Origin of the sequence: Brevundimonas sp. TWP2-3-4b1, from assembly GCF_049897665.1 — a bacterium.
Lineage (GTDB): Bacteria > Pseudomonadota > Alphaproteobacteria > Caulobacterales > Caulobacteraceae > Brevundimonas > Brevundimonas subvibrioides_B.
Map to the genome: position 1 here is coordinate 164,454 of NZ_JAFCWQ010000005.1, position 15,697 is coordinate 180,150.

Below are 15,697 nucleotides of genomic sequence, written 5' to 3' on the forward strand. Positions count from 1 at the left end.
TCCCGGGGGGAGAGGGTTCAGGAAACCGGAACGGCCGTCCCGTCCCCCGTCACCGGTCCGTCGAAGCCATCCCAGGCCCCCGGATCCCGCCCGCCGCCGAATTTCACCAGGGCCGCGATCCGCCTGTCGATCGACGGGTGGGTGGCGAACAGGGCGTCGGTGAAGCCCGCGCGCTCGTTGTCCAGGAACATGCCCTGCACGTCATCGGGCGCCTCCAGCTTGGATCGCCCCGACACCTTCCGCAGCGCCGCGATCATGGAATCCGGGTTCTTGGTCAGCTCGACCGCCCCGGCATCCGCCACATACTCCCGCGTCCGCGACAGCATCAGCCGGATGACGATGGCGAACACATATCCGATACCCGCGACGGCGAACCCGATCAGGATCAGCGGCAGTGCGTTCTTATTGTCCTTGCCGCCCCGCAGATAGAACAGCCCCCGGAACACCAGCTGGCAGATCACGCTGATGATCCCGGCGAAGATCGAGGCGACCACCATCGTCCGCACGTCCTTGTTGATGACGTGGGTCATCTCGTGCGCCAGCACGGCCTCCATCTCGTCGCGATCCAGGGCGTCGATCAGCCCCCGGGTCACCGTGACGCTGTAGTGGCCCTCGCGGATGCCCGAGGCGAAGGCGTTCAGGCTGTCCGACTCGATGATCCGCAGCGACGGAGTCCGCAGACCGCGGGAGATCGCCAGGTTCTCCAGCAGGTTATAGAGCTCCGGCGCGTCCTGCCGCTCGACCTTCCGCGCCCCGGTCATCACGTCGATCATCACCTGATTGCCGAACCAGGCGATGGCGAACCAGATCAGAGCGACGACGACCGCCAGCGGAATGGTCCCCGCCAGCATCCCCACGGCGTAATTGATGTCGTCGCCCAAGGTCCCGCCCGAGTTGGGCAGGACGCCGAATCCCATCAGCACCAGCTCCAGCCCGAACAGGACCAGGGTCAGCATGACCGGGAACCCGATCAGCAGCAGGGTCGACCGGGTGTTGTTCGCCCAGATGTGGGTCTGGAGACCGACAGCGGCCATGTGGACCTAGAACTTCACCGACGGCGGCGCGGCGGTCATGGCCGCGCGATCCGCAGTGTCCACGGCGAAGAAGGGCTTCTCGGTTCCGAAGCCGAACATCCCGGCGAACAGCACGGTCGGGAACTGGGCCCGCACCGCGTTGAACTCGGCCACGGCGTTGTTGAAGAAGCGGCGCGCGGCGGCCAGTTTGTTCTCGATATCCGCCAGCTCGCGCTGCAGCTCCAGGAAGTTGGTGTTGGCCTTCAGGTCCGGATAGGCCTCGGCCACGGCGAACAGTTTGCCCAGCGCCCCGGTCAGCATGTTGTCGGCCTGAACCTTCTGATCGACCGTCGTGGCCCCGGCGGCGGCGGCCCGCGCCTGGGTCACCGCGTTCAGCGTCTCCTGCTCGTGCGAGGCGTAGCCCTTCACCGTCTCGACGAGGTTGGGGATCAGGTCGTTCCGCTGCTTCAGCTGCACGTCGATGTCGGCGAACGACTGGTCCGCCTTCTGATCCAGCGCGACCAGACGGTTGTAGGCCCCCATGACCACGAAGATCAGGATGACGACGATGACGCCGATGACGATGAGTGTGATCATGACAGCTCCTCTGCGATGGCCGTGATTATCGCGCGAAGGGCGAGCCCCGGATAGTGAAATCGGCGTCAGGAGATCGCGAGCTCACGACGAAATTGTTCTTGCTTTGTTCCGTTCCGATACCTAGCCTCCCCCCATGTCTACTGCTCCCCTGCCGAGGAAAGGACGCGGCGCCCGCACCAACGCCACCGGCCGGTTCGAACCCGTCGTGCACGAGGATTTCGATGACGGCTGGACGGCGGAGGACGAGACGCCGGCCCCGCTCCGGACAACCCTGACGCCCGAACACGCCCGAAAGATCATCACCACCAATACCAGTCCCGACGTCGGCTTCGACCGCTCGATCAACCCCTACAAAGGCTGCGAACATGGCTGTATCTACTGCTACGCCCGTCCATCCCATGCCTGGATGGGCCTATCCCCGGGCCTGGATTTCGAGAGCCGGCTCTTCTTCAAGCCCGAAGGGCCGCGTCTCCTGGAACAGGAGCTCGCCGCGCGCCGGTACGTCTGCAAGCGCATCCACATAGGCGGCAACACCGACCCCTATCAGCCGGTCGAGCGGACGCAGAAGATCACGCGCGGCCTGCTGGAGGTCCTGCAGCGGTTCAACCAGCCCTTTTCCATCATCACCAAGTCGAATCTGATCACCCGCGATCTGGATATCCTGGGCCCGATGGGCCGCGACGGTCTGGCCAGCGCCTTCGTCTCGATCACGACGCTGGACCGCGACCTGGCCCGCACCATGGAGCCGCGCGCCGCGACGCCGGCCCGCCGCCTCGACGCCGTGAAACGTCTGGCCGATGCGGGCGTCCCCGTCGGCGTCGGCTTCGCCCCCGTCATCCCGGGCCTGAACGACCATGAGCTTGAAGCCGTGCTGGAGGCAGCCGCGAAGGCCGGGGCGACGACGGCCATGTATGTGACGCTGCGCCTGCCGCTGGAGATCAAGGACCTGTTTCAGGAATGGCTGGCCGACGCCCGGCCGGACCGCGCCGCCCGGGTCATGTCTCTGGTCCGCCAGACCCGGGGCGGCAAGGACTACGACGCCGACTGGTCCCAGCGCATGAAGGGCACGGGTCCGGTCGCCGACCTGATCTCCGCGAGGTTCAAGGCGGCCGTGAAACGCTACGGACTGGATGGGCCGAGGCATGATCTCGACGTGACGAAGTTCAAGGTGCCGGCCGATGCGCGCGCGCAGCTGGAGCTGTTTGGGTAAGGCACGCTTCCGTCCCCTCTTTCGTCATCCTCCGGCAAGTCGCCGCTTGGCGGCGCAGACCGGGGGACCCAGCGGCGCCGAAGGCGATCTGTTCAGGCACGATATTGGAAGTGACCTCGGCCGCGGGAGGTTCGCGCTCTCGCGCGCTGCTGGGTCCCCCGGTCTCGCTGCGCTCGCCGGAGGATGACGAAAGATAGAAGGGGGTGCCGTACAGCATCGCACCGAAATGCACTCGGAAGGCCGCAAACATCAGATTATTCCGTAGAATACATACACAACACGATGTATTTGAAAGACATTCTCCAAATTGCACTCTGTGGACTCGGTTTCTCGAGTCCAATCCATGGATGGACGCGACTCACCCGCACCGGCACCCTGATCCGATGCCCGATTCCTTCCGCCCCCGAACCTGAGCCATGCCCGGTTTCTACGAATTTTTTGCGGGCGGCGGCATGGTGCGCGCCGGCCTGGGCGACGGCTGGGACTGTCTGTTCGCCAACGACTTCGACGCACGCAAGGGCCTGACCTATCAGGCCAATTGGGGCACGGGCGGCGAACTGACCGTCGGCGACATCCGCGCCCTCGACGCCGCCGCCCTGCCCGGCCGTCCCGACCTCGTCTGGGGCAGCTTCCCCTGCCAGGACCTGTCCCTCGCCGGCCATGGCGCCGGCCTCGCCGGCGAACGCTCCGGCACCTTCTACGCCTTCTGGGACCTCGTCCGGGGCCTCGCAGCCCAAGGCCGCGCCCCCCGCCTCGTCGCCGTCGAGAACGTCTGCGGCGCCCTCACTTCGCGCGGCGGCGCCGACTTCGAGGCCATGTGCCGGACCTTCGCCGAGGCCGGCTATCGCTTCGGCGCCCTGGTGATCAACGCCGACCGGTTCGTGCCCCAGTCCCGCCCCCGCCTGTTCGTCGTCGGGATCCAGGCCGAGGCCGAGGCCGACATCGCCCCCGACCTGACCGCGCCCGGGCCGATCGCCCCCTTCCACACCCCCGCCGTGGTCCGCGCCGTGGATCGCCTGCCCGACGACCTGCGCGCCTCCGCCCTGTGGTGGAACCTGCCTGCGCCCGAACGCCGCGCCTCCACCTTCGCCGACCTGATCGAGGACCAGCCCGACAGCGTCGCCTGGCACAGCCCCGCCGAGACTGATCGCCTCCTGTCGCTGATGTCCCCGGTCAACCGCGCCAAGGTCCAGGCCGCCCAACGCGCCGGCCGCCGCATGGTCGGCGGCGTCTACCGCCGCACCCGCACCGACTCCGCCGGAGCCAAGGCCCAGCGCGCCGAGGTCCGTTTCGACGACGTCGCCGGCTGCCTGCGCACCCCCTCCGGCGGCTCCAGCCGCCAGACACTCCTGGTCGTCGACGGCCCTCGCATCCGCTCCCGCCTGATCTCGGCCCGCGAGACCGCCCGGCTGATGGGCCTGCCGGACAGCTACATCCTGCCCCGGAGCTATACCGACGCCTACCACCTGACCGGCGACGGCGTCGTCGTCCCCGTCGCCCGCCATCTGGCCCGGTATCTGTTCGAGCCGCTCATCGGCTCCGCGACCGCCGCCCGCGCAGCGGCCTAAAGCCTGATCCGTCGAGCTCTGGCGAGGCGGTGAATCAGGCTTCGAAAGGAGCTAGGCCCGCAGGGCCTAGCGCCGGAACACGCCCACCAGCTCGACGTGGGCGGACCACAGGAACTGGTCCACGGGCGTGACCGTCTCCAGCCGGAACCCGGCGTCGATCAGCACCCGGGCATCCCGCGCGAAGGTCTGAGGATTGCACGACACCCCGACCACGACCGAGGCCTTGGTGTCCTTGATCTGGGCCGTCTGGTCGATGGCCCCGGCCCGGGGCGGGTCGAACACGATGGCCTCCACGCCCTTGAGGTCATAGGGCGACAGCGGCCGCCGGAACAGATCGCGCGCCTCCGCCGTGATGGGCTTCATCCCCCTGGCCGAGCCGATCCCCTGTTTCAGCGCCGCGATCCCCGCCGCCGAGGCGTCCGCCGCCTGCACGCTCGCCACCGTCGCCAGGGGGAAGGTGAAGGTCCCGGTCCCGCAGAACAGGTCCGCTACCTTCTTCGCCCCCTTCACCGCCGCCACGGCCCGCTCGACCATCGCCGCCTCCGCCTCCGGCACAGCCTGCAGGAAGCCCCCGGCCGGCAGGGGCACGGTCGCCGGTCCGAACTGGACCCGGGGCTGGCGCGCCATCATCAGGGTCTCGCCGGCCATGCTGAGCCGCGCGACATCCACCTCCCGGGCGGCACGGATCGCCTGCATCTGCCGGTCGGCCGACAGGCCGCCGGACTTCCGCTCCACGCCGGTCACATCGACGTCCATCCCGTCCAGCGTCCAGGTCACATGCAGGGTCGGGGCCGACTTGGGATGCTCCAGAAAGGCCGCCGCCACCTTTGCCAGAGCCGGAAAGGCCGCCACCAGCCGGGGATCCGCCACCGGACAGGTCGAGACCTCCACCAGCCGCCAGGACTTCCTCGCCTTGAACCCCAGCACGATCCGCCCGTCCTCCAGCCGCCGCGCGTGCAGGGCCAGCCGTCGCCGCGTCCCCGGCGGCACCGCCACCGTCGCCTCGACCTCGGTCTCGATCCGCTCTCGCGCCAGAGCCCCGACGACCTGATCCCGCTTCCAGTCAAGATAGGGCCCGCTCGCCCAGTGCTGCAGCGAACACCCGCCGCAGTCCCCGTAATGGGGCGACACCGGCGCGATCCGGTCCGGGCTGAGCTCCAGGATCTCGGGAGCCTCCATCCGGCCATCGATCACCACACCACGCACCGTCTCGCCGGGCAGGGTCAGGGGCGCGAACACCGGCCCGGCCGGGGTCTCGGCCACGCCGTCCCCCTGCCCGGCCACCCGGGCGATCTTCAGCGTCATGGTCATGGGCCGCTTCTAGCCGCCCGGAACCCCATCTGAAACCTGAACGAAGATGAATGGCCCGCTCAAAACGCATTCAGGTTGAGAGGCCCATAGATCGCCTCAACAAGACGTCGGACCTCCCCGGCGCCGCACAGGGGTTCTCTCCAATGACCGCCTTCGTCAAATCCGCTGCAGTCGCCGCCGCGCTCGCCGCCGCCGCGACCCTCGTGCCCGTCGCCGCCTCAGCCCAGTCCTACGGCTACGGCAACGGCTACAACCAGAACCAGGGCTACAACCAGAACCAGGGCTATAGCCAGTCCTACGGCTACAACGAACGGAATCAGGACCGTTGCCGGACGCTGGGTCAGGGCCGCACCGGCTCGGGCGCCCTGATCGGCGCAGGCATCGGCGCCGTGGCCGGCTCACAGGTCGCTGCGCGCGGTAACCGCACCGAAGGCTCGATCATCGGCGGCGTTCTCGGCGCCATCGTCGGCGCCCAGGTCGGCCGCGCCTCCAACGATCAGTGCCGTTCGAACACCACCTACTCGCAGGCCCCGACCTACTACAGCAGCAACGACCGCTACAATGATCGGGCCTATTCGTCGAACCGGTACGACGACCGCGGATATCGCGACGACTATCGACGCGACGACCGTCGGGACAACCGTCGGGACGATCGCCGCTACGAGGGCGGTTACGAGGTGTCGGCCGACGGCCACTACTATTCCGATCCGCGCCGCGGCTGGCTGCCGCGCTGATCCAAGGGTTCGCGGCATCGATATTTTTCAGCCCCCCTGTCGATCGATGTCGTGACGGGCCGCCGGTGGAGCAATCCACCGGCGGTTTCTCTTTGTCTGGGTCGCCACCGCTCGCGACTCGGTCGCTCGCCGCTTGAGCGACGGGTCGGATCGCTATCGGGTGCGTCGCGCCCAGAGCAGGAATTCGATGTTGCCGTCGCCGCCGGTGATCGGGCTTTCCGTCGTCGCCTGCACGGTCCAGCCAACAGTCGCCAGCCAGTCGGACGCGCGGTGCACGGCGTCGCGGTGCGCCTGTGGGTCCTTGATCACCCCCTTCTTGCCGGCGTCCTTGGGGCCTTCGCCCTCGAACTGGGGTTTGACCAGGGCGATCAGGTCGGCGTCTTCGGCCGCGAGATCCAGCGCGGCCGGCAACACCTTGGCCAGGCCGATGAAGCTGGCGTCGCAGACGATCAGGCCCGGCGTTTCCGGGATCAGCGCCTCGTCGAGCGTCCGGGCGTCGGTCTTCTCCAGGTTAACGACCCGGGGCTCGGCCGAGACCTTCGGATGCATCTGGCCCTGGCCGACGTCGACGGAGAAGACCTTCGCCGCCCCGCGCGCCAGACAGACCTCGGTGAAACCGCCGGTCGAGGCGCCGACGTCCAGCACCACCCGACCTTCGACCGCCACTGGCCACAGGGTCAGGGCGTGATCCAGCTTCAGCGCTGCGCGACCGACCCAGCCATGGGGCTCGACGACGGTCACCACAGCGGCCTCGCCCACCCCCTGCGAAGCGGCGCGCGCCGGTTGGCCATCGACGGACACGCCCCCGGCCTCGATCGCCGCCTTCGCCCGCGAACGGCTCTCGACCAGGCCGCGTGACACCATCAGGTGGTCCAGCCGCATCCGGGGCCCGAAGTCAGCCAAGATCGGCCAGCCGGGCCAGAGCCGCTTCCAGCCGCACCTTGCCGGCCTCGGCCTCGGCCAGCTTGGCGCGCTGCTCGTCGATCACGGCGGGGGCCGCGCGTTCGACGAAATTGGGATTGCCCAGCTTCTTCATCACATGGCCGACGTCGCTGTCGAAGGCGGCGATCTCCCTGGTCAGGCGGGCGCGCTCGGACGCCAGGTCGATGATCCCGGCCAGCGACAGGGCCGCCGCCGATCCGCCGGACACAAAGGTCACCGCCCCGGTCGGAGCCGAATCGGCGGTAGCAACCTCCGACACGCGGGCGAGCGTCAGGATCAGGTCACGGTGCCGCACCGCCTTGTCAGACGTCGCCGCGTCCGGCGCGACGAAGGTCAGCGGCGGCTTCGCCCCCGGCGGCACGTTCATTTCACTGCGCAGACCACGAATCTCGCCGACCAGATCGACCAGCCAGCCGATCTCGGCCTCCGCCTCCGCATCTATGAAGGCGTGCGGCAGCACGGGCCAGGCCGCGCCGATCAGGGTCGCCTCATCACGCGGCGCGCCCTCCTTGCCGAGCTCGGCCCACAGCTCCTCGGTGATAAAGGGCATGACCGGGTGCAGGAGCTTCAGTGTCTGGTCGAGGGTCCAGGCCGTCATCGCCCGCGTCTCGGCCTTCGCCGCATCGTCCGAGCCCTGGAACACGGGCTTGGCCAGCTCCAGATACCAGTCGCAGAAGACGTTCCAGACGAACCTGTAGAGCGCCGAGGCGGCGTCGTCGAAACGCCCGCCCTCGATCGCTTCAGACACGGCGCGCTCGGTCTTGGTCAGCTCGCCCCGAACCCAGCGATTGATCGTCTGTTCGACGGTCGAGGGATCGAAGCCGACGACGCGGCGGGCCTCGTTCATCTCGGAGAAGCGGGCCGCGTTCCACAGCTTGGTGCCGAAATTGCGATAGCCCTCGATCCGCTGCTTCGACAGCTTGATGTCGCGCGTGCCCGACAGGATGGCCATGGTGAAGCGCAGGGGATCGGCCCCCAGCTCGTCGATGATGACCAGGGGGTCGATCACGTTGCCCTTGGACTTGCTCATCTTCTGGCCCTTCTCGTCGCGGACGAGGCCATTGATGATGACGCGCCTGAACGGCACCTCGTCCATGAAGTGCAGGCCCATCATCATCATCCGGGCGACCCAGAAGAAGATGATGTCCGCCGCCGTAACGAGGTCCGAGGTCGGATAGAATCGCTCCAGATCCTCGGTCTTCTCCGGCCAGCCCATGGTCGAGAATGGCCACAGAGCCGAGGAGAACCAGGTGTCGAGAACGTCCTCGTCCTGGGTCAGGGCCTTGCCGCCTGCCTGGGCGATGGCTTCCGCCTCGGTCTCGGCGACATAGATGTTTCCATCCGCGTCATACCAGGCCGGGATGCGGTGGCCCCACCAGAGCTGGCGGCTGATGCACCAGGGCTCGATGTTGCGCAGCCATTCGAAATAGATCTTCTCGTAGGACTTCGGCTCGAACACCGTGTCGCCCTGTTCGACCGCCTTGAGCGCCGGCTGGGCCAGGGTGTGGGCGTCGACGTACCACTGGTCCGTCAGCCACGGCTCGATGACCACGCCCGAGCGGTCACCGTGAGGAACCACGTGTTGTGTCTTCTCGATCTCGCGCAGCCAGCCGGTCTCCTCCGCCAGGGCCACGATAGCCTTTCGCGCCGCGAACCGGTCCATGCCGTCGTACTCTGCCGGGATATCGGGCGTGTCGGCCGTGGTGATGCGAGCGAAGGCATCTAGCACGTTGAGGGCCGCCAGCCCGGCCCGCTTGCCCACCCCGAAGTCGTTGAAGTCGTGGGCCGGGGTGATCTTGACCGCGCCCGAGCCCTTGGTCGGATCGGCGTAGTCGTCGGCGACGATGGGGATGCGGCGGCCGGTGATCGGCAGGATCACCGACTTGCCGACAAGACCCTTGTAGCGTTCGTCGTCCGGATGCACGGCCACGCCGGTGTCGCCCAGCATCGTCTCCGGGCGTGTCGTGGCCACGACGATGAAGTCGCGGATTTCATACCCGGTCGCCACGCCCTCGTCGTCAAAGGCGATCGGATGTTCGTAGGTGACGCCGTCGGCCAGCGGATAGGCGAAATGCCAGTAGGCGCCCTCGACCTCGCGCTGCTCGACCTCAAGGTCTGAGATGGCCGTCTGGAACTGGGGATCCCAGTTCACCAGACGCTTGTCGCGATAGATCAACCCGTCCTGATGCAGCTTGACGAACACCTTGCGCACGGCGGCGTTCAGACCCTCGTCGAGCGTGAACCGCTCGCGCGACCAGTCGCAGGAGGCGCCGAGCCGACGCAGCTGCTGGACGATGGTCCCGCCCGACTCGGCCTTCCACTCCCAGACCTTGGCCACGAAGGCCTCGCGGCCCATGTCGCGGCGGCCGACGCTGCCGGCGGCGGCAAGGTGGCGCTCCACAACCATCTGGGTGGCGATGCCGGCGTGGTCCGTGCCGGGCAGCCACAGGACGGCCTTGCCCTGCATCCGGTGATAGCGGGCCAGGATGTCCTGCAGGGTGTTGTTCAGCGCGTGGCCGATGTGGAGCGACCCCGTCACGTTCGGCGGCGGGATGACGATCGAATAGGCCTCGGCGGCGCCATCCGTCTTCGGTGCGAAGGCGCCGGAGGCCTCCCACGCGGCATAGAGGCGGGGTTCGGCGGCCTTGGGGTCGAAAGTCTTGTCGAGCATGGTGGGTCTCAAAAGCAGAAAGGGCGGCCCATCGGAGCCGCCCCTGTTGGTCATAGTCGCCGGTGGCGAGCGGGGCTAGCCCGCGCTGCGGGAGATGCGTTCGACTTCCTTCTTTACCGCCGCCTCAACGATGCCGGGCAGGTTGGCGTCGAGCCAGTCCTTGAGCATCGGGCGCAGCAGGCTGCGGGCCAGGTCGTCGATGGTCGGGCCGACGCCGCCGGTGGGAACGGGTTCGGGTTGGCGGAAGGCGGCGGACAGGCCCGCGAAGGCATTGGCGGACGCCGCCGAGGCGCTTTCACCGACAAGCGAATCGTAGGGCACGGACGAGGCGCTGGTCGCTGGTTCGCGGGCTGTCGCACGCTCCGGCTTCGCGAAGGACGTCGGGAAGGGTTCAGGCTCCGGCTCATCGGCTGGGCCGATGACGTCCAGGTCGCCGATCGTCTCAGCCGCCGGGGCCTCGTAACGGTCGGTCAGATCGAGAATCTCTTCCTCGGGTTCGGGCTCCTGCATCGACGGCGTCTCGTCCATCAGGGCGGGCGACGCCGCTTCGACGGGCTCAGGTTCCGGGGCCGGCGCCGATTCGGCGGCGGGCGCGTCGTCTTCGGAGATGATCCGGCGGATCGACGCCAGGATCTCTTCCATCGTCGGCTCTTGGGCGGTGGTGTCGGTCATGATCGGGCCTTCGAAGAACCTGCGCCGGCCGCCTTGGGCCCACGCGTGACGAACAAAGAGGATCGGAGCCGACGTTCAGCCCTGCCCCAGTTCATTTCGTCGCATCAACGCCCGTGGGAATCAACGGGCGTTTTTCGCCTGGCTGGTTAATCCGCAGGCGTCAGTTCGAGTTCGGCGCGGTCCGAACGATCTCGCCGTCAAGCTGGGTGTCGATCGGCGCGTTCTCGGTCTCGTTCGCCGGAGTAATCAGCGGGGCCGCGATACGGTCAAGCGTCTCGACCAGACCGTCCCAGGGCACGGCGCCGCGCAGGCGGACGCGATCAGCGTTGACGGCCGGATCATAGACCTCGATGCCCGGGTTCAGATCCTCGCCGCTCAGACGACCCATCGAGGTCAGCAGCGACGCCTGGGCGACGTAGAGATTGCGCTTGGCCACAGCCAGGTTGATCTCGGCGTTGCGCAACTCGAGTTCGCCGTTCAGGACGTCGAGGGTGGTGCGCAGACCGACCTGCTGCTCCTGACGGACACCCTCGGCGGCCACGCGGGCGGCGCTCACACCGGCGACGCCGGCCTCCAACTGGGAGCGGTTCGAGACGACCTGGGCGTAGGCGCTCGAGACGCCCTGCAGAACGGAGCGCTTCTGGCGGTCGATTTCGATCTTGGCCGAGTTGGCCTGTTCCAAGGCCTGTGCCACACGCGAGCTGTTCAGCCCGCCGGTGAACAGGGGCACCGAGACGCTGACGCCGGCCTGGAAGGTGTTGGTGCGATCCGACAGGTCGAAGCCGGAGATCGGGGTCGAGCCGCCATAAGAGCTGGAGAGACCCACGGACGGCAGATAAGCGGAGCGGGCCTGGGCGTGACGCGCCTCGGCCTCGCGCAGTTGGTATTCGGCGGCCAGCAGGCCGGGGTTCTCGGCCAGGCCGATGTCGAGAGCGGCGTCGAAATCGGTCGGCACGCCCGGCAGCGCTGGCGGATCTTCCAGATTGGCGGGCGCCTGGCCGACGACGGCGGCGTAGGTGGCGCGCGAGACCGACAACTGGGCCTGGGAGCCGGCGAGGTCGGCCTCAGACTGGGCCAGGCGTGCCTCCGACTGCGAGACGTCGGTGCGGGTGATCTCGCCGACCTCGAAGCGGGCGTTCGATTCGTCCAGCTGACGGCGCAGGACGGCCAGGTTAGCCTCACGGATGCGCAGGATTTCAACATCGCGCTGGACATCGACATAGGCCTGGATCACGGCGGCCAGCACCTGTTGCTCGATACTGCGCAGGCCCTCGCGGCCGCTCAGGACCGACGCCTCGGCGGCGTCGATGCCGCGGGCGATGCGTCCCCCCGAGTACAAGGTCTGGTCCACGCCGATGCTCGCGCCGACCGAATCGGTATCGGTCGAATTACGCGAACTCGGTATATCGACGATCCCGTCGCCGTTAAGGTCGATCCCGGGCTCACGCGCGTCAGTGTTTCTGTAGCTGGCCGAACCGCTGACGGTGAGAGTCGGGCGAAGGCCGGCCCGGGCCTGGGGCAACGCTTCGTCGAGGGCGCGCTGCTGGGCGCGCTGACCCTGCAGGGTCGGATTGGTGCGGTAGGCCAGGGCAATGGCCTCCTGCAGGGTCTCGGCCCAGGCAGGAGCGGCCAGACCGGCCGTAACGGCGATCAGGGCGACGGAAGCGAGCGCGCGCGAGCGTTTGAACATGACAGTATCCCGATGGGCGTCGCGAACGGCGCCGGTATCTCTTCACAGGCCTAGTGCTTGAGGGCCTACAGCTACGCCAGTTAAGTTTTATTCACGCGACCGCCACCCGGCTCCGTCGAAATGGCGGCTAATCAGAGGGCGAAAGCTGGGGCGGGTGTCATTTCCGCCAGCACCGGCGGGGCAGCGTCGAACAGTTCGCGACGCGAGACGCCCTCGCGACCCTTCACATAGAGCACCGCCCGGCCGTTCGGACCGGGGCGCTCGACCACCGCCAGACGGCCGCCGACACGCAGCGCCGCCAGCCAGGCGGTCGGACGAACCGCGACGGCGCCTTCGGAGACGATGATATCCCAGTCATGGCCCGTCGGTTGCGACAGGGGCGCGACGACGGTGGCGACGCGCGAGTCGGCCAGGGCCGGTCCGACGACGTCGAACACGGAGCCTTCCGCCTCCTGGGCGGTGACGGCGACCTTCATGGCGGCCAGCACGGCACCGGCGTAGGGGCCGGCAATCGCCAGGGCCGTCTCGCCCTCGCGGGCGTCCAGCGCCTGGATCAGTTTGGAGACCTCTCGCGCCTGCATAAGGCGGCGCCCGGCGGCAATCTCGACCTCGACCTCGCCATAGGCGGCGAAGGCCTGGTCCGGGGCGCAGAAGCGTTCGCGGGGAACGGCCATCAAGGCGGCCTGAAGGCCGCGGTCGGTAACGTCGTTCACACGGACCTGGGAGTCCACCATGACCTTGCGAGCGGCGGCGTAATCCATGTGACGCGGAATCCCTGAAGCGAAAGCGACCGGCCGGGCCGGAAATCTGGCGCGCTTATAGGTCCGTGCGTCTCCGGCGACAATCGCGTTGCAGCCACGAGGCCGATCTGATAGCGAACGCCCCTCGCGATCTGGGGCATCTCAAAAAGCCCTGTGGCCTGATGGCGGAGTGGTGACGCAGAGGACTGCAAATCCTTGCACCCGGGTTCGATTCCCGGTCAGGCCTCCATCGTGTTTCAAAGACTGAGCCCCTTGTTGGGCCCGCCGGTTTGCAGGCCAGTTTGCAAAATCCGGTCGCTGTTCGGTCCGTAGTGGCGGCTCCACAGGCGGTTGGCGTTGGCGATTGCGACCGTATGACGGTTGACGTAGGCCCCTTGGGCACCCGCCTCCCCTGCCACTTTGTGACCGCTGCACAGCGCTGTTTCCTCGGCCGTCCAGCCCATGGCGCGGCGACGGGTGACGAAAGTGCCTCTCAGGTCGTGGAAGGTGCGGTCGGCGATGCCAGCAGCGTCTCTGGCCTCCCGGAACTGAGACCGGAGGCCGTTGCCCTTCCGATCCCAAGGCCGACCGTCAGCGCGGTTCAGCAGCGTGACCGAATCACTCGCCGGAACGTCTGCGAGCATGGCGACGAGGCGGGGCGATATGGGGATGGCGACCGGCGTCCCGTTCTTCAGGCGGCGTGACACGATTACGTTTCCCTGAACCGCCGACTTCGGCAGGACCAACAGATCCTCTTGGGAGAGGCCGGTTTCGACGGCCAGGATGACCGCTTGGCGCATGACGGACGACGCGGCCTCCAGCAGCCGGGTCTCCATGTCTTCCGTCCAGACCTTTTCGCTGCGATCAGCGGTGTAGACGTCGCCGACACCGGCCGCCCTGTTATGGCTCAAAAGACCCCGGCGAACGGACCAGGCGAGCATGACGGCAAGAACAGACACGGCGTAGTCAGCTTGGCGCGGCGAGGTCTCGGCCATGCTGTCCCGCCACCGGCGGGAAATCCATGTCCCATAGTTCGGACGCGGTGAACCGCGATTGGCGCGCCTGCCGCTCAGCGTCGAGGGATTCGTCCGGGTCATCGAACGGGAAGTCAGCGACTGGGTGGACGAGGCGTGGAGGTGCGGCCTTGAGCCGGTTCTGAGCCAAGGCTGCTTCAGCCTCGTACCAAGCATCAACCTCGGCGTCGGTCTTGCAATCGCTCAGCTTGCGGGCCGCGCTCATGGCAGCACCGCTTCCAAGCCGCAGAAATGGCCGTCGTCGTTGACGATTGAGCGGATTGTGATCCGGGAAATTGGTTTGCAGTCGGCTCTCAGATGCCCGCTGCTACTGGCGGAGCAAATGACCCGGTTTGCAGCCAAGGGCTTGAAATCGCCCGCCCGGCTACGGCCTGCAAATCCTTGCACCCGGGTTCGGTTCCCGGTCAGGCCTCCATCGCGATTTCAAGGCGTTGATTGAGAATCAATCGGCTTCGGCCGGACCCACTTTGACGTTTTAGCGGCCCACTTTGACAGAATCGTTCTTCAACCGTTCTTGAGTTCGCGATCAGCGACCCGCCGGGCCGTAGCTTCAGCGACCCGGGAGTCGGACTGAAGACGTCAGTCGAGTTACCGCGTGACCGCATCCGGGCCGCCTCAGCTCGCCAGCACCGCGCTTTCCCATGCAGTGTGGGCGGAACCTAGACCGCCTATTGTTCCAGCTGCTCGATGAGGCGGGGAGCTTCAGCGGGCTGTGTTGTGCGAGAACCGACCGCCACCGCCAAACAAGTTCGCGAGTTGGCCGAAATCTGGCGGCTAGACGCAATCGGGCTAGGCAGGACGCTGGAGCCGATCCGACCGCTACTGCGGCAGCGGTTTCCTCTTATCAGCGGCTTTCGACTTGGCGGGGTTAACCTGTCAGCACCCTTCATCGAGCAAAGACAATTCATTCTTCAACGCTTTATATCGTTTTGAGATGACGTGACGCCGGGCGGCACCCCCAACGGCGTGCCCATGCTCGACGAGCAAGATCTCAAGTTGCGCGACCAAACTCGCCGCCGGGCAAGGCTTGATCCGGACGACAAGGTCTGGAAAGCGCGCCGCCAAGGCAGGCGGGAGATCCACGGCCGTGTGGACTATGAAGGGAACGTCAAGACTAACGAGGGCCTCGACCAATGGCGAAGATTCTCCATCAACCAGATTAAAGTCCAAAATCGCGGCGGCTACCGTCCCGTTTGCGAGCAACGAAAGGGCTTCCGCGCAGCTAGCTGCCGGACCGACGACTTTGCCGCCAGCATCCTCCACGGCGAGCGCCAAGTCCAAGGCGATGAAAGGCTGATCTTCGGCGACGAGGACGGATAAGTGATTTAGCAAGGGCAGTGCCAGGCGCGACGTTGGGAAATGTTTCGCCTTGCTAAAGTTCTTTAGAGGGCCAGGCGTTCCGTCTCTGCCGAAACAAGAACCACCAACCCGTCGGGATACCAGTGGAACGTTACGTCGCCACCGAGCCCCCCTTCGACGCTTCTGCGGGCCAATACGCTGCCGAAGCCCTCCCGC

General features: G+C 67.2%; 14 protein-coding genes and 1 tRNA gene. 5 read left to right on the forward strand and 10 right to left on the reverse strand.

Annotated elements, in window-relative coordinates; translation table 11 throughout:
* Positions 1-17: 17 nt before the first annotated feature.
* Both ACP7A5_RS06175 and ACP7A5_RS06180 read right to left on the reverse strand, forming a co-directional pair.
* Complete coding sequence (locus ACP7A5_RS06175) at positions 18-1,034, reverse strand: M48 family metallopeptidase (RefSeq protein ID WP_426041083.1); 1,017 nt, start codon at positions 1,032-1,034, stop codon at positions 18-20.
* A gap of 6 nt (positions 1,035-1,040) precedes the next feature.
* Positions 1,041-1,610, reverse strand: coding sequence for a LemA family protein (locus ACP7A5_RS06180; protein ID WP_426041084.1), 570 nt, complete (start codon positions 1,608-1,610; stop codon positions 1,041-1,043).
* A gap of 133 nt (positions 1,611-1,743) precedes the next feature.
* On the opposite strand from ACP7A5_RS06180, the gene ACP7A5_RS06185 reads away from it, so the two are divergent.
* Together ACP7A5_RS06185 and ACP7A5_RS06190 are read left to right on the forward strand one after the other, a co-directional pair.
* Complete coding sequence (locus ACP7A5_RS06185) at positions 1,744-2,820, forward strand: PA0069 family radical SAM protein (RefSeq protein ID WP_426041085.1); 1,077 nt, start codon at positions 1,744-1,746, stop codon at positions 2,818-2,820.
* A 416-nt stretch (positions 2,821-3,236) separates the two neighbouring features.
* Positions 3,237-4,388, forward strand: coding sequence for a DNA cytosine methyltransferase (locus ACP7A5_RS06190; RefSeq protein ID WP_426041086.1), 1,152 nt, complete (start codon positions 3,237-3,239; stop codon positions 4,386-4,388).
* Between the two features lie 66 nt (positions 4,389-4,454).
* On the opposite strand, the gene ACP7A5_RS06195 is transcribed toward ACP7A5_RS06190, so the two are convergent.
* Positions 4,455-5,693 carry a class I SAM-dependent RNA methyltransferase gene (locus ACP7A5_RS06195; RefSeq protein ID WP_426041103.1) on the reverse strand — a complete coding sequence of 413 codons (1,239 nt, stop codon included), beginning with the start codon at positions 5,691-5,693 and terminating at the stop codon, positions 4,455-4,457.
* A gap of 149 nt (positions 5,694-5,842) precedes the next feature.
* Between ACP7A5_RS06195 and ACP7A5_RS06200 the strand changes: the two genes are divergently transcribed.
* Complete coding sequence (locus ACP7A5_RS06200; RefSeq protein ID WP_426041087.1) at positions 5,843-6,433, forward strand: glycine zipper 2TM domain-containing protein; 591 nt, start codon at positions 5,843-5,845, stop codon at positions 6,431-6,433.
* A 153-nt stretch (positions 6,434-6,586) separates the two neighbouring features.
* Here ACP7A5_RS06200 and ACP7A5_RS06205 read toward each other — a convergent pair whose 3' ends face one another.
* From ACP7A5_RS06205 to ACP7A5_RS06225, 5 genes are all read right to left on the reverse strand, one after another.
* Entirely contained in the window at positions 6,587-7,315 is a 729-nt protein-coding gene (locus tag ACP7A5_RS06205; RefSeq protein WP_426041104.1) for a TlyA family RNA methyltransferase, read from the reverse strand.
* Positions 7,316-7,328: 13 nt separating this feature from the next.
* The gene (locus ACP7A5_RS06210) at positions 7,329-10,046 is read right to left on the reverse strand and encodes a valine--tRNA ligase (protein WP_426041088.1); all 2,718 of its coding nucleotides are present in this window, start codon (positions 10,044-10,046) and stop codon (positions 7,329-7,331) included.
* A gap of 75 nt (positions 10,047-10,121) precedes the next feature.
* On the reverse strand, positions 10,122-10,718 hold the full coding sequence (locus ACP7A5_RS06215) for a DUF2497 domain-containing protein (RefSeq protein WP_426041089.1): 597 nt from the start codon (positions 10,716-10,718) through the stop codon (positions 10,122-10,124).
* Between the two features lie 160 nt (positions 10,719-10,878).
* Positions 10,879-12,408 carry a TolC family outer membrane protein gene (locus ACP7A5_RS06220; RefSeq protein ID WP_426041090.1) on the reverse strand — a complete coding sequence of 510 codons (1,530 nt, stop codon included), beginning with the start codon at positions 12,406-12,408 and terminating at the stop codon, positions 10,879-10,881.
* A 131-nt stretch (positions 12,409-12,539) separates the two neighbouring features.
* Positions 12,540-13,169 (reverse strand): protein-L-isoaspartate O-methyltransferase family protein, encoded by a 630-nt coding sequence (locus ACP7A5_RS06225; protein ID WP_426041091.1) that lies wholly within the window; start codon positions 13,167-13,169, stop codon positions 12,540-12,542.
* A 155-nt stretch (positions 13,170-13,324) separates the two neighbouring features.
* Between ACP7A5_RS06225 and ACP7A5_RS06230 the strand changes: the two genes are divergently transcribed.
* Positions 13,325-13,398 (forward strand) — tRNA-Cys (locus ACP7A5_RS06230).
* Between the two features lie 7 nt (positions 13,399-13,405).
* Here the strand turns inward: ACP7A5_RS06230 and ACP7A5_RS06235 are convergent.
* Both ACP7A5_RS06235 and ACP7A5_RS06240 read right to left on the reverse strand, forming a co-directional pair.
* A complete protein-coding gene (locus tag ACP7A5_RS06235; RefSeq protein WP_426041092.1) occupies positions 13,406-14,143 on the reverse strand; it encodes a tyrosine-type recombinase/integrase in 738 nt (245 codons plus the stop codon).
* Positions 14,115-14,387, reverse strand: a complete 273-nt coding sequence (locus ACP7A5_RS06240; RefSeq protein WP_426041093.1) for a hypothetical protein — start codon at positions 14,385-14,387, stop codon at positions 14,115-14,117. Before ACP7A5_RS06240 ends, ACP7A5_RS06235 begins: the two co-directional genes overlap by 29 nt.
* Positions 14,388-15,121: 734 nt before the next feature.
* On the opposite strand from ACP7A5_RS06240, the gene ACP7A5_RS06245 reads away from it, so the two are divergent.
* On the forward strand, positions 15,122-15,502 hold the full coding sequence (locus ACP7A5_RS06245; RefSeq protein WP_426041094.1) for a hypothetical protein: 381 nt from the start codon (positions 15,122-15,124) through the stop codon (positions 15,500-15,502).
* The last annotated feature ends 195 nt before the right edge of the window (positions 15,503-15,697 follow it).

Bases quoted from the DNA above. Each gene is read 5' to 3' on its own strand.
- ACP7A5_RS06205 (WP_426041104.1), bottom strand. From the start codon at position 7,315: ATGCGGCTGGACCACCTGATGGTGTCACGCGGCCTGGTCGAGAGCCGT.
- ACP7A5_RS06210 (WP_426041088.1), bottom strand. From the start codon at position 10,046: ATGCTCGACAAGACTTTCGACCCCAAGGCCGCCGAACCCCGCCTCTAT.
- ACP7A5_RS06195 (WP_426041103.1), bottom strand. From the start codon at position 5,693: ATGACGCTGAAGATCGCCCGGGTGGCCGGGCAGGGGGACGGCGTGGCC.
- ACP7A5_RS06175 (WP_426041083.1), bottom strand. From the start codon at position 1,034: ATGGCCGCTGTCGGTCTCCAGACCCACATCTGGGCGAACAACACCCGG.
- ACP7A5_RS06200 (WP_426041087.1), top strand. From the start codon at position 5,843: ATGACCGCCTTCGTCAAATCCGCTGCAGTCGCCGCCGCGCTCGCCGCC.
- ACP7A5_RS06225 (WP_426041091.1), bottom strand. From the start codon at position 13,169: ATGGATTACGCCGCCGCTCGCAAGGTCATGGTGGACTCCCAGGTCCGT.
- ACP7A5_RS06235 (WP_426041092.1), bottom strand. From the start codon at position 14,143: ATGGCCGAGACCTCGCCGCGCCAAGCTGACTACGCCGTGTCTGTTCTT.
- ACP7A5_RS06190 (WP_426041086.1), top strand. From the start codon at position 3,237: ATGCCCGGTTTCTACGAATTTTTTGCGGGCGGCGGCATGGTGCGCGCC.
- ACP7A5_RS06185 (WP_426041085.1), top strand. From the start codon at position 1,744: ATGTCTACTGCTCCCCTGCCGAGGAAAGGACGCGGCGCCCGCACCAAC.
- ACP7A5_RS06220 (WP_426041090.1), bottom strand. From the start codon at position 12,408: ATGTTCAAACGCTCGCGCGCGCTCGCTTCCGTCGCCCTGATCGCCGTT.
- ACP7A5_RS06215 (WP_426041089.1), bottom strand. From the start codon at position 10,718: ATGACCGACACCACCGCCCAAGAGCCGACGATGGAAGAGATCCTGGCG.
- ACP7A5_RS06180 (WP_426041084.1), bottom strand. From the start codon at position 1,610: ATGATCACACTCATCGTCATCGGCGTCATCGTCGTCATCCTGATCTTC.
- ACP7A5_RS06240 (WP_426041093.1), bottom strand. From the start codon at position 14,387: ATGAGCGCGGCCCGCAAGCTGAGCGATTGCAAGACCGACGCCGAGGTT.